11 protein-coding genes are annotated in these 12,243 nt (G+C 63.7%); 2 read left to right on the forward strand and 9 right to left on the reverse strand.

What is annotated here, in order from left to right; genetic code table 11:
• Positions 1–32: 32 nt before the first annotated feature.
• Genes G6N73_RS22030 through araD form a run of 3 tightly spaced genes read right to left on the reverse strand, consistent with a single transcriptional unit; the run spans position 33 to position 3,373 of the window.
• Positions 33–428: a cupin domain-containing protein gene (locus G6N73_RS22030; RefSeq protein WP_165031519.1), complete on the reverse strand. Its 396-nt coding sequence runs from the start codon at positions 426–428 to the stop codon at positions 33–35.
• A gap of 12 nt (positions 429–440) precedes the next feature.
• Positions 441–1,637, reverse strand: coding sequence for a mandelate racemase/muconate lactonizing enzyme family protein (locus tag G6N73_RS22035; RefSeq protein ID WP_165031521.1), 1,197 nt, complete (start codon positions 1,635–1,637; stop codon positions 441–443).
• A gap of 11 nt (positions 1,638–1,648) precedes the next feature.
• Positions 1,649–3,373, reverse strand: a complete 1,725-nt coding sequence (gene araD, locus G6N73_RS22040; protein ID WP_165031523.1) for an L-arabinonate dehydratase — start codon at positions 3,371–3,373, stop codon at positions 1,649–1,651.
• A gap of 115 nt (positions 3,374–3,488) precedes the next feature.
• Here araD and G6N73_RS22045 point away from each other — a divergent pair, with 115 nt between their 5' ends.
• The gene (locus tag G6N73_RS22045) at positions 3,489–4,484 is read left to right on the forward strand and encodes a beta/alpha barrel domain-containing protein (protein ID WP_165031525.1); all 996 of its coding nucleotides are present in this window, start codon (positions 3,489–3,491) and stop codon (positions 4,482–4,484) included.
• A complete protein-coding gene (locus tag G6N73_RS22050) occupies positions 4,450–5,175 on the forward strand; it encodes a FadR/GntR family transcriptional regulator (protein WP_165031527.1) in 726 nt (241 codons plus the stop codon). Before G6N73_RS22045 ends, G6N73_RS22050 begins: the two co-directional genes overlap by 35 nt.
• Before the next feature lie 109 nt (positions 5,176–5,284).
• On the opposite strand, the gene G6N73_RS22055 is transcribed toward G6N73_RS22050, so the two are convergent.
• The 6 genes from G6N73_RS22055 to G6N73_RS22080 all read right to left on the reverse strand — a co-directional run bounded on the left by G6N73_RS22055 (position 5,285) and on the right by G6N73_RS22080 (position 12,169).
• Positions 5,285–6,931 (reverse strand): ABC transporter ATP-binding protein, encoded by a 1,647-nt coding sequence (locus G6N73_RS22055; RefSeq protein ID WP_165031529.1) that lies wholly within the window; start codon positions 6,929–6,931, stop codon positions 5,285–5,287.
• Positions 6,928–7,851, reverse strand: a complete 924-nt coding sequence (locus tag G6N73_RS22060; protein ID WP_165031531.1) for an ABC transporter permease — start codon at positions 7,849–7,851, stop codon at positions 6,928–6,930. The genes G6N73_RS22055 and G6N73_RS22060 overlap by 4 nt, the downstream gene beginning before the upstream one ends.
• Positions 7,852–7,854: 3 nt before the next feature.
• Complete coding sequence (locus tag G6N73_RS22065; RefSeq protein WP_165031533.1) at positions 7,855–8,769, reverse strand: ABC transporter permease; 915 nt, start codon at positions 8,767–8,769, stop codon at positions 7,855–7,857.
• Between the two features lie 81 nt (positions 8,770–8,850).
• Positions 8,851–10,359 (reverse strand): ABC transporter substrate-binding protein, encoded by a 1,509-nt coding sequence (locus G6N73_RS22070; RefSeq protein WP_165031536.1) that lies wholly within the window; start codon positions 10,357–10,359, stop codon positions 8,851–8,853.
• A gap of 89 nt (positions 10,360–10,448) precedes the next feature.
• Positions 10,449–11,354: a 5-dehydro-4-deoxyglucarate dehydratase gene (kdgD, locus tag G6N73_RS22075; protein WP_165031538.1), complete on the reverse strand. Its 906-nt coding sequence runs from the start codon at positions 11,352–11,354 to the stop codon at positions 10,449–10,451.
• 62 nt (positions 11,355–11,416) lie between these two features.
• Complete coding sequence (locus G6N73_RS22080) at positions 11,417–12,169, reverse strand: FadR/GntR family transcriptional regulator (RefSeq protein ID WP_165031540.1); 753 nt, start codon at positions 12,167–12,169, stop codon at positions 11,417–11,419.
• Positions 12,170–12,243 lie beyond the last annotated feature (74 nt).

The raw sequence follows: 12,243 nt of genomic DNA on the forward strand, positions 1-12,243 counted from the left end.
TAGGCTTCCTCCCTGTTGATCGTTGACGGGCCTCAGGCCACGTCGGCTTCCGAGAACGCGCCGGTATCGGGCTTGTCCTCCTTGAACTCGTGCTCAAGCCCGTTGACGTTGAACACGGCGACAACCGTGCCCTCCTCGAGGGCTATCGGCGAATGACGATGTCCTTTGGGGATTAACGTGCCCTCGAACTGCCGCATGGCGATGGGCTCGCGGCCCTCGACATCGATCTGCAGCGCGCCCTTCAGAATCAGCCAGCCTTCGTCGCCATTGGTATGGCGATGCCAGGGAAAGCGGCCAGTCACCTCGGCGATGCGCAGATTGTACTTGTCGTCGAGCCGGAAGACGTTGAAATTGGTTCGGGGCGGATGGCCTTCCAGGGTCTTCATGACGTTGAAGAGCTTGAAGGCGCCCAGCGGTTCGGCGGTCATCAACTGCCCTCCTTAATCCGAAACGTAGTTCGCGCCATGGGCCGGCCGATCCCATTCGAGCAGCGGCCCGCGCAGCGCCTCCAGCTTGTCGCGGTCGAGCTCGAAGCCGAGGCCCGGGTCGGTCGGCACGATCAGGCGAGTGCCCTCGTAGCGCAGCGTTTCGGTGACCACATCCTCGATGTAGAGCAGCGGCCCGACCGGATCGCCGGCGTAGTGGAGCTGCGGGATGACCGCCGCGAGATGGGCGTTGGCGGCGGTGCCGAGGCTCATCTCCTGAGTGGTGCTGATCAGGCATTTGAGGCCGGCCGCCTCCGCGAGGTCGAAAAGCTTCCTGGCCTGATAGATGCCGCCGGACTGGATGGTGATGTTGAACACGTCCACCGCGCCCGCCTTGATCATACGCATGGCCTGGGCCTGGCTCGATATATGCTCCGAGATGTCGACGTCGATGCGCCGGCGCAGTTCGCTCATTCCCTCATAGTCTTCGGCCCAGCAGGGGCTCTCTATGAGTTCGAAATCATATTCCTTGAAGCGCTCGTAGATGCGCAGCGTGTCGCGCCAGTGGAAATGCCCCTGGAAATCCAGCGCTTTCAACTGCACCGAATTGCCGAAACGGTCGCGAAAGGCTCGGAGGAAGCGCTCGTCCTGGTCGAAATCGACGCCGACATAGTAGCGGAAGCGGTTGACGCCCTCGGCGACGAGTTCGGCGGTGTAGCCGAGATAGCGTTCGGTATCGCTTTCCTTCTTGGCCTGGAACACCGGATAGGTGATCTCGAAACTGTCGCGCACCTTGCCGCCGATCAGATTGTACACCGGCGTGCCGAAGGCCTTTCCGACGATATCGTAGAAGGCCATCTCGACGCCCGCGGCGATCTGCGAGGCAGGGGTGAAAGGGGGATAGTTGTTGGCGTAGCGGAAATAGACCGGCATGTAGGCGAGCAGCCGCTCATGCAGCGCCGCGATCTCGAACGCGTTCTGGCCGAGCGCGACCTTCTCGATCCCCACGCGCACGGCCTCCGGGTCGGGCATATACATGCGGTAGCAGTCGAGGTCGGAAATCTCTCCAAGCCCGATGATGCCGGCATCGGTCGCAAGCTCGAGCACGATGTGCGAGCTGATCGCCCCGGTGCGACGGCGCGTGCGCACCGTGTGAAGGGTCACACCGGTGATCCTGATCGAGTCCTTTGCGGATATCTGGGTCTGCAGCATAGCCTGTTCCATCAATAGATTTCGGGCTCGGGCAGCGGCGGGCCGGCTGCCAGGAAGTCGAAGTCGCAGCCTTCATTGGCCTGGCTGACATGGCGCGCGAACATGGCGCCGTAACCGCGCGCCAGGCGCGGCTCGCGCGGGATCCATTCGGCGCGGCGGCGGGCGAGCGTCGCCTCGTCGACATCGAGGTCGAGCCTGCGCGCTTCCACGTCGAGGACGATGAAGTCGCCGTTGCGCACCAGCGCCAGCGGCCCGCCAACATGTGACTCGGGTGCGATGTGGAGCACGCATGCCCCGTAGGAGGTGCCGCTCATGCGCGCATCGGAGAGCCGCAGCATGTCGCGCACACCCTGCCTGACCAGCTTCTTCGGGATGGGAAGCATGCCCCATTCGGGCATGCCCGGACCGCCCTGTGGGCCGGCATTGCGCAGCACGAGCACGTGGTCGACGGTGACATCGAGGTCGTCGCTTTCCACCGTCGCCTTCATCTCGGCATAGCTATCGAACACCAGGGCGGGGCCTCGATGTTTCAGGAAACGCGGCTCGGCGGCTGAGGGCTTCATAACCGCGCCGTCGGGCGCAAGATTGCCCTTGAGGACGGCCGTGCCGCCGCGCGGATAGACCGGGTTGGAGAGTGGCCGGATGACATCGGCATTGTGGACCGCAGCGCCCGCGAGCCCCTCCCCGAGCGTCCGGCCGCTGGCGGTCAGGCAGGAGCCGTCGATGAGATCGCCAAGTTCCGCCATCAGCGCCGTCAGGCCGCCGGCATAGTAGAAGTCCTCCATCAGCATCGTGCCCGAGGGCCGGACATTGGCGATGACGGGCACGCGCTGCGATATCTTGTCGAAGCGCTCAAGGGTGAGGTCGAGCCCGGCGCGGTGCGCCATGGCCAGGATATGGATGATGCCGTTTGTCGAGCCGCCCATGGCCTGGTGGACCGAGATGGCGTTGTCGATGGCGGCAGGGGTCACGATCTTCGACGGCAGCAGGTCTTCCCAGACCATTTCGACGATGCGGCGGCCGGATTCGGAGGCCATGCGCGGATGGTTGGAATCCGGCGCGGGGATCGAGGACGAGCCGGGGAGCGAAAAGCCCATCGCCTCGATCACCGACATCATGGTGGCGGCCGTGCCCATGGTCATGCAGGTGCCGTGCGAGCGGGCTATTCCCTGCTCCATCTCGCGCCAATCTGCCTCGGTGATGTTGCCGGCACGCTTCTCGTCCCAGTATTTCCAGGTGTCTGAGCCCGAGCCCAGCACCTTTCCGCGCCAGTTTCCCCGCAGCATCGGCCCCGCCGGCACGAAGATGGCCGGAAGGTCGGCTGAAAGCGCGCCCATGAGCAGCGCCGGCCCGGTCTTGTCGCATCCGCCCATCAACACCGCACCGTCGATGGGATAGGAGCGCATGCCTTCCTCCACCTCCATGGCGAGGAAATTGCGGTAGAGCATCGTGGTGGGCTTCTGGAAGGGCTCGGACAGGGTCATGGCCGGCAGCTCGAGCGGGAAGCCGCCCGCCTGCCAGATGCCGCGCTTCACCTCCTCGACCCGCACCTTGAAATGCGCATGGCACGGATTGATGTCCGACCATGTGTTGAAGATGCCGATGACCGGCTTTCCCATGAAGTCGGCCCGCTCATAGCCCATCTGCAGCAGGCGCGACCGGTGGCCGAACGAGCGCAGGTCGTTCACGCCGAACCAGCGATGGCTGCGCAGGTTTTCCGGGCTTTTGGGCATCATTCCTCCCTCATGAGGCGATTGTGTTATCATTCCCGCTTAAATCATACAATCCCTGCTATTTACAAATTTGTTATACAATCTTATTCAGAGCAAAGCCGCAGCATAGGAGCTCTCCATGGCCGACAAGATTGCCGAGAAACTGGGCCGCACCGTCGTCGCCGTTCCGCCAGTGGCGTGGACGCGGTCGCTGGACCTGGCCGAGAACCAGAACCGGTGCCTGATCGGCCACATAGAGGCAGGCGGCGTGAGCGCGCTGCTTTATGGCGGCAACGCCAATCTCTATCATTTCGATCTGGGGCGCTTCGCCGCGCTGATGGATCTGTTGGCCGAGGCGCCAAGTGCTGCGACCGATGTCATCCCGTCCATCGGTCCCGATTTCGGCAAGCTCCTGGATGAGGCGACGATCCTGCGCGACAGGAAGTTCGCCGGCGTGATGGCCTTGCCGATGACCTTCCCCACCCATCCCGAGGGCATCGAGAAGGCGCTCCGGGCCGCAGCGGACCGGCTCGGCGCACCGCTCATCCTCTATGTCAAGCGCGAGCACTATCTCGCGCCGGCGCGGATCGGAGCGCTGGTGGGGGACGGGGTGGTCAGCTTCGTCAAATATGCGGTCGAGCGCAGCGAGCCGGCCGGCGACTCCTATCTCGCCGACATCTGCAGTGCGATCGGCTCCGGCAATGTCGCAAGCGGCATGGGCGAGACGCCGATCCATGTCCATCTGCCGCAATACCGGCTGCGGACCTACACGTCGGGCGGCGTGTGCATTGCGCCGCGCGCGGCCATGAAGCTGCTTGCCGCCCATCGCGGCGGGGATAACGAAGCTGCCGGCCATCTCGCCGCTCCGTTCCTGGCCTTCGAGAAGGTGCGCGCCGCCATCAACGGCTTCTCGGTGATGCACGACGCGGTGACGCTGGCGGGCATAGCCGACATGGGGCCGATCCTGCCCATGGCCGGCAATATCCCCGGCGACGCGCGGGAAAGGGTGCAGCAAGCGGTCGACGCGCTTGTGGCGCTGGAAAGGACCTGCCAGAAATCGAGACTAGTACCAACGCCAACCGGACGAGGTAGCCTGCCCGATGAGCGAATTCGACCTTGTGGCCCCAGGCATTAAGGGGACAGCCGGCCGGACGCTCAGCGACACGGTCTATCAGCGCATCTACGAGCGGATATCCAACGGTGAATGGCCCAAGGGCACTCGCCTGCTCACCGAGATAGAGCTGGCGGAACAGTTCGGAGTCTCGCGCACCGTGATCCGCGAAGCCCTGCTGCGGCTGCGCATAGACGGGCTCATCGCTTCCCGGCAGGGAGCGGGCACCCATGTGATCGGCGCCCCGAGCCAGCGCGTCATCGACTTCGCCGAACCGGGCAGTGTCGCGGACCTGCAGCGCTGCTACGAATTCCGTGTCGGCGTTGAAGGGGAAGCGGCCTATCTCGCCGCCACCCGGATTTCGTCAGAACGCATTGCCGAGATCGAGGCGACGCTCGACGCCATGGAGCGCTGCATTGCTGAGGACCGTCTGGGCGCGGAGGAGGACATCGCCTTCCACCTGGCGATCGCCCGCGCAACCGAAAACGACTATTACCAGCGCACCATCGCCTCGGTCACCAAAGCCATCCGTGTCGGGATGTCCATAGCGGCCACGCTCTCGAACCGCCCGCCGCCCCAGCGTCTCGGCATAGCCATAGGCGAGCATCGCGGCGTGCTGGACGCCATCCGCGCCTCCGATCCCGACCTCGCCCGCGCCCGCATGCGCGCCCACATCGAAGGCGCTCGTAAACGCGTTTTCGTCGGGGGCAGCTAGCGAGGTCTCGTTTGAAATGGCAAAATCTCGGTTGCGGCCAAAGTCATGTGGCTCACTCTTGCTTCTCGATCGCTCAGCAGAAGATCGCCACCGCCCGCCCAGCTAGCGGCTATCCGGCTTGCGTAAGCCATTTGGGCTTCGGCACGGCCTGCAGCAGGGTTTGCGTGTATTCGTGGCGAGGCGCTGCGAACAGCGTCGAGGTTTGGCCTTCCTCAACGATCCTTCCGTTCTTCATGACCATGATCCTGTCCGCGAAATGGCGGACGATCGGCAGATCATGTGTGATGAAGACATAGGAGAGACCGAGCCGGGTCCTGAGGTCGGCGAGAAGGTCGATCACCTGCGCCTGGATGGAGACGTCGAGCGCTGAAACCGCCTCGTCGCAGACGATCAGCTCCGGCTCGCTCGCAAGCGCGCGCGCAATGGCGATGCGCTGCCGTTGGCCGCCGGAAAACTGGTGCGGGTAGCGGTCGGCGTGCTCCGGCAGCAGCCCTACCAGCTCCAGGAGCTCCGCCACGCGGCCCTTCCACTTGCTCTTCGGCAGGATATCGCGGTGTATCACCCAGGGTTCGGAGATGATGGAGTAAATGCGCATGCGCGGGTTCATGGACCCGTAGGGATCCTGGAACACCATCTGCACCTTGCGGCGAAACGCCATGAGACGCTTCCCGTTCATCTCGAAGATATTCTCGCCGGCGAAGACGGCTTTGCCCGAACTTGGCTCGTTCAGCCCTAGCAGCATGCGTGCGACGCTCGATTTGCCGGAGCCGGACTCGCCGACGATGCCGAGCGTTTCGCCTCTCCTGACCTCGAAGCTGACGTCGTCCACCGCCTTGAACGTGCGCTTGCCGGCAAAGGCCCCGGACGCAAGAACGTAGTCCTTGGTGAGATTCTCCACCTTGAGCAGGGTTTCGCCGGCGATCTTCGTCGAACGCCTGTTCGGCGCCTCCGTTGCATCGCCGTGCGGCAGCGCCGAGATGAGGCGGCGCGTATAGGCATGCTGCGGATTGCTGAAGACCTCCTCGGCGATGCCCGTCTCGACGACCTTCCCGCCATTCATGACGATGATCCGGTCCGCCATGGACGCGGCGACTTCGAGGTCATGGGTGATCATGATCAGCGCCATGCCGGTTTCGCGCTGGAGATCGCGCAGCAGATCGAGGATCTGCGCCTGGACGCTGACGTCGAGGGCGGTCGTCGGCTCGTCGGCGATCAGGATATCCGGCTTCAGCGCGATCGCCATGGCGATCATCACGCGCTGGCGCTGTCCGCCCGAGAATTGATGCGGATAGAAGTCGACGCGGCTTTCGGGTTCCGGAATGCCGACGCGCCGAAGCAGTTCTATCGCCTTGGCGCGCGCGGCCTTGCCGCTTCCCGCGCCGTGGCTCTCATAGACCTCCGCGATCTGGCGGCCCACCGTGTAGACGGGGTTCAGATAGGCAAGCGGATCCTGAAAGATCATCGCAATCCTGCGGCCGTTGATGCTTCTGCGCGCCTCCGCGTCGAGGCCGGAGAGTTCGACGCCGTCGAAGAGGCAGGAACCGGCCACGATATCGCCCGGCGGACAATCGATGAGATCCATCACCGCGCTGGTGCTGACGCTCTTTCCCGAGCCGCTTTCGCCGAGGATGACGAGGGTCTCGCCACGGCTGACGTGGAAAGAAACGTCGTCGACGGCGCGTACCGGCTCGTCGTCCGACAGGAAATCGACAGTCAGGCCCGCGACCTTGAGGATGGGATTGCTCGCGTTGCTCATCGGGCGGCTTTCCGCAATTTTTGCAGGCGCCAGCGTTGCTGCGGATCGGCGACGGTGCGCGCCCAGTTCGAGAGGATATTGAGCGACAGCGTCGTCAGCATGATCGCGAGGCCCGGCCAGAATGCGATCCACCAGGCGGTGGCGAGATAGCCGCGGCCGTTCGCCACCATTGCGCCCCAGGTGAAGTCCGGCGGCTGGATGCCGAGACCAAGGAAACTCAGCGCCGATTCCGACAGGATGACGGTCGCGAAATCAATGGCCGAAATCGTCACCAGTGTCGGCAGGACGAGGGGTGCGATATGCCGGATGATGATCCGGGCCGGCTTTGCGCCCATGGCCATCGCCGCGCTGACAAACATGCGCTCGCGCAACTCCAGCACCTCGGCGCGCGCCGTTCGGAGGTAGATGGGCATGCGCGTGACGGCGAGGACGATCACGAGATTGGTGATACTCGGGCCCAGCGTGTAGAGCACGATGAGCGCCAGGAGCAGCGACGGAAAGCTCATGACGATATCGGCCAGGCGCATGATTAGGTGGCTGTACCAGCGCTCCGAATAGCCCGCCACCAGGCCGAGCGTGCCTCCGACCAGCATGGACGCGAATACCGCCGCCGCGGCAATGCCCAGCGTGTTCTGCGCGCCGACGATCAGCCTGGCCAGGATGGGCCGGCCGAGCGTATCGGCGCCAAGGACGTAGATCCAGCCGCTCTCCAGCGAGAAGGGGGCGAGATTGCGCTGGCGCAGCCCCAGCCGCGAAGCGGCGTCCCCCACCAGCCACGGGCCGAGGATCGCCGCGAGCACGACAATCGCCAGGAAAATAGCGGCGGCGAGCGCAAGCTTGTCGCGCGTCAAATAGGCGAGAAGCACACGGCCGCTGCCTGGAACCGCCGCCGGCTTGGTGTCGGGGGTGATGATCGTCATGGTTCAGTACCGGATCCGCGGATCGAGAACGGCGTAGAGCAGGTCGATCGCGATGTTCAGGATGAAGATGGCGGTCGCCGTCACCAGGATCGTCGACTGGACGACGGCAAAATCGCGCTGAATGATCGAGTCGATCATCAACTTGCCGATGCCGGGCCAGCCGAATATCGACTCCACGACGACGGCGCCGTTGATGAGGCTCGTCGCGAGGTCGCCGGCGACCGTGACGACGGGCAAAAGCGAGTTGCGAAGCGCATGCCCGAAGATGATCTTCCGCCGGCTCAGGCCCTTGGCTCTCGCGGTCTTGATGTATGGGGAGGCCAGCGCCGACAGCATGGCGCCGCGCACGACCTGCACCAGGAGACCGAAGGGGCGGAGCATCAGCACGAAGATCGGCATGATCCAATGGGTCCAGCTTCCGGTGCCGGATGTCGGCAGAAGCTCCAGCCCCACGGCGAAGACAAGAATGCCGACGATGGCGACCCAGAAATCCGGCGCGCTCGCGCCGGCCAGGGAGACGAGGCTGGCGATGCGGTCGAACAGGCTGCCCGGACGCGCGGCCGCAAGGGAGCCGACAAGGATAGCCAAGGCGGTCGACAGCGTGATCGCGACGACGGCAAGCTTTAGTGTCTCAGGAAAGGCCTCGAGCGCGACCTCGATCGCGGAGCGGTTCTGGCGCAGCGACTGGCCGAAATCCAGTTGCAGCAGATCGCGCAGATATTCCAGGAACTGCCAATAGATCGGCTGATCGAGGCCGTTCAGCCGCGCGAAATCGGCCCGCGCTTCCGCGGTCGAGTCCAGAGGCAGGTAGAGGGCCGAAGGATCGCCGGTGAGCCGCGTCAGGAAGAAGACCAGCGTCAGCAGACCTATGACCGACAGGATGCTGTGGGACGCGCGGCGTCCAAGATAGGCAATCATTCGGATGCCCTTCGGCGATATCGACAGAAGTAGCAGGCCGGGGACGCAGGATCATCATCGGACCCTGCGTCCATGCATCGCTCAGTCTTTGATGGCGATGTTGGCCAGCGGTATTTCGCTGTTGGTGGTGATATCGGGCTTCCACTCCAGCCTGGCGCCAACGCGGGTATAGCCGATCATGTGGAACATCGGTATGTCCCCCACCACTTCCTTGCGGGCCCTGGCGAAGATCGCCTTGAAGCCGTTCGTGCGGGTTTCGCCGGTGGCGGCGAGAGCCTCGTCTATCTCCTTGTCGAATGCGGGATCGGCCAAGGTCGAGTAGCTGCCGCTCGAGCGGTAGAAGATCGGAATGGTGAAGGCCGCGTCGCCCTTGTTGTTGTCGTGCATCATCTGCAGGAGATTGGGGCCGCGTTCCGCGGGGAAAGGCTTCTGCAGGTAGCGCAGCCAGTCGGCGACATCGAGCATGGTGAGCTTCACGTTGAGGCCGGCGTCCTGCCACATCATCATCATGGCCTCCATGGCTTCCGCGCCGTTCGGATAGATGCCGTTGCGCCCGATGAGCTTGATTTCGGTGTCGACCGGAACGCCCGCTGCGCGCGCCTCTTCGATGAGCTTCTTCGCCTCTTCCGGATCATAGGGCCACGGCTCGAGCGCATCGTCGTGGCCGTTGATGCCGGCGACGACCATCTGCGAGGCTCGCTTGACGTCGTCGCCAAACAATTGGGCAAGGCCTTCCCAGTCGATCGCAAGGTTGAGCGCCTGGCGGATGCGCAAGTCATCGAGCGGCGGCTGGGCAGTGTCGATGCGGATCGCGGTGGTTTCGGAGTTCAGGTAGGCGAAATCCGTCTCCGGATTGCTGGCGTCCTGGATGGCGATCGACGGCGTCAGGTCGGCCTCTCCGGTTTCCACCATGGCCGCTCGAATCGAGGATTCCGGCCGCCAGACATAGGTTGCCTTGGTGATCTCCGGCTTTTTGCCCCAATAGCCGTCGAACGCGTCCAAAACGACGGTCTGCGGGGAGAAGGTCGACAGCTTGAAGGGGCCGGTCCCGACCGGGTCGTTCACGGCCTGATCGGCAGGCGTCTTCGGCGAGACGACCATGACCACGCTCAACAATGTCGGCATGATGGGCTCAGGCCGGTCCGACTTGATCTCGACGGTCAGGTTGTCGACCGGCGTCACCGTCAGTTTGGCATCGCCGAATTTCGCTATGTTGCTACAGGTGATCTTGCCGCCGATCATCCTGTTTATGGAGAATGCGACCGCCTCGGCGTTGAGTTCCGTTCCGTCCTGGAACTTCACGCCTTCGCGCAGCTTGATCCGCCAGGTCGTCGGGTCCACGCTGGTCCATTCGGTCGCCAGCTTCGGCTGAGGCTGTCCGGTCACCGGATCGATGACCGTCAGCGGCTCCACGACGTTCTGGCTGAGAATCTGTCCGACATTCGTGATGATGGTGCCGCAGGGCTCCAGATTCGCCGGCTGTTCCGGCAGGACGACACGGATCTCCTGCGCAGCTTGCGCCAGGGCCGATGGCGCGGCGGCCGTCATCAATATGGCGGCCGCAATCGTATGAATGCTCGTCCTGTTCATGTCTTACCTCCCTTTGATCTTCCGTTTTGGCTGTCGCGCCAGGCTGACGAACGTCCTCTTCCCGCTCGTCCGCCAATTCGCCGATCGTTCTAGGCGGCGACCCTCTCGATCAGGCCGCGCAACATGTCTTTTTCCTGTGGCTTCAAGTCCGTCAGCGGCGGACGGAGCGGGCCGGGCGTGCGCCCGATGATCTCGACGCCTGCCTTGATGATCGACACCGGATAGCCCTGTTCCCGATCGCGCAAGGCTGCGAAGGGGAAAAAGAAGCCGTGCAGGATTTCTTCCATTGCAGCGCGATCGCTTGCCCGCATGGCCTTGTAGAAGCGCTGCGCCAGTTCCGGCACGAAGTTGAAAACGGCGGAGGAATAGGTCGTCACGCCAACGCCGTTGAAGCCTTCGGCAAAGAGCTCGTGCGTCGGCATGCCGCCGATGTAGCAGAGCCGGTCGCCAAGCTTCGCGGTGACATGGCGGACGAGATCGACCTTGCCGGTACCGTCCTTGAAGCCGATGAGGTTGGGACAGGCGTCAGCAAGGCGGGCAACCGTGTCGGCATTGGCGACAGAGTTCGCGCGGTTGTAGATGATGACGCCGAGCCCCGTGGATTCGCATACGGCCTTCACATGCCGGAATATGCCCTCCTGGGGCGCCTCCATCAGATAATGGGGCAGCAGCAAGAGCCCGTCGGCTCCCGCATCTTCGGCGCGGCGAGCGGTTTCCCTGGCGAGCGACATGCCGTAGCCGCAGCCGGCGATGATCGGCACATTTCCCGACGCATCCTTGGCCGCACGGGTGACCTCGGCGACCTCTTCCGGCGAGAGGGAGAAGAATTCACCCGTGCCGCCTGCCGCGAACAGGGCAGCGGCGCCGAAGCCGGAGAGCCATGCCACATGAGCGCGGTAGCTTTCGAGATTGAGGCTGAAATCCTCGTTGAAATGCGTGACCGGAAACGAGAGCAGCCCAGAAGCGACCCGCAACTTTATTTCATCTGGCGACAAAGAAACTCATCCCGCAATTAATATGATGTCGCCCGGAGTCATATGATGAGTTTTATGACGAGTCAACCGCCGTTCTTGTCTTCCCTCGCCGGGCGCCGGACGGTCAGCGCGCGATAGCGCTTGATCCCCGTGACCAGGTGGCGGCGCATCGCCTCGCGGGCCTTTTCCGGGTCGCGGGCGAGAATCGCATCCGCGATTTCCCTGTGCTCCTCCAGAATCGGATGGTCGCGATTGGGCAAGGGATCGACGCCGCCCATCATGGTCTTGAACTTCACCCGCGGGATCATCCGGCGGCCCACATGTTCGAGGAAGGCCTTGAACCTGGCGTTGTTCGTCGCGGTTGCAATCGCCATGTGGAACTCGAAGTCCGCCTCGTCGGTGGGTTGCCCTTGCGCCATGAGATCGGCGAACCTTTCGACCTGGGCCTCGATTTCGGCCTCCTGCGCCGGCGAACTGCGGGCCGCGGCAAGGCCGGCCGCCTCGACTTCGATGCCTATGCGCAGCTCGAGCTCCTCGATAATGTCGGAGATCTTGTCCGTTTCGTCGGTGAAGAGCTTCAAGCCCTCGTCGACGGGCTTCGGGCCGAGAACGAAGACGCCGGCGCCTTGCCGCGATTCCACCAGCCCGTCGGCGCGAAGGGCGGCAATCGCCTCCCGGACCACCGTGCGGCTGAACCCGAACCGGTCGATGAGCGCGGGCTCTGTGGGCAATTTATCGCCGGGCGCATAGAAGCCGGCTTCGATCTGTCCGCGCAGCGCATCTGCAACCTGCGAGACGAACGACCTGCGGGACGTTCGGTGTTCGGCCTGCTGCATGGGTCCTCCAAACTAACGGGTCATGACGCTTCATACTCCCAGCGCAGGACAAAAGCGAGGACATCATACTACAT

The organism is Allomesorhizobium camelthorni, assembly GCF_011045125.1.
Lineage (GTDB): Bacteria > Pseudomonadota > Alphaproteobacteria > Rhizobiales > Rhizobiaceae > Allomesorhizobium > Allomesorhizobium camelthorni.

What these genes read in the sequence shown, in the direction of transcription:
- G6N73_RS22080 (WP_165031540.1), bottom strand. Translation starts at nt 12,169, where the DNA reads ATGCAGCAGGCCGAACACCGAACGTCCCGCAGGTCGTTCGTCTCGCAG.
- G6N73_RS22030 (WP_165031519.1), bottom strand. Translation starts at nt 428, where the DNA reads ATGACCGCCGAACCGCTGGGCGCCTTCAAGCTCTTCAACGTCATGAAG.
- G6N73_RS22050 (WP_165031527.1), top strand. Translation starts at nt 4,450, where the DNA reads ATGAGCGAATTCGACCTTGTGGCCCCAGGCATTAAGGGGACAGCCGGC.
- G6N73_RS22035 (WP_165031521.1), bottom strand. Translation starts at nt 1,637, where the DNA reads ATGCTGCAGACCCAGATATCCGCAAAGGACTCGATCAGGATCACCGGT.
- G6N73_RS22060 (WP_165031531.1), bottom strand. Translation starts at nt 7,851, where the DNA reads ATGACGATCATCACCCCCGACACCAAGCCGGCGGCGGTTCCAGGCAGC.
- G6N73_RS22055 (WP_165031529.1), bottom strand. Translation starts at nt 6,931, where the DNA reads ATGAGCAACGCGAGCAATCCCATCCTCAAGGTCGCGGGCCTGACTGTC.
- G6N73_RS22065 (WP_165031533.1), bottom strand. Translation starts at nt 8,769, where the DNA reads ATGATTGCCTATCTTGGACGCCGCGCGTCCCACAGCATCCTGTCGGTC.
- G6N73_RS22070 (WP_165031536.1), bottom strand. Translation starts at nt 10,359, where the DNA reads ATGAACAGGACGAGCATTCATACGATTGCGGCCGCCATATTGATGACG.
- araD (WP_165031523.1), bottom strand. Translation starts at nt 3,373, where the DNA reads ATGATGCCCAAAAGCCCGGAAAACCTGCGCAGCCATCGCTGGTTCGGC.
- G6N73_RS22045 (WP_165031525.1), top strand. Translation starts at nt 3,489, where the DNA reads ATGGCCGACAAGATTGCCGAGAAACTGGGCCGCACCGTCGTCGCCGTT.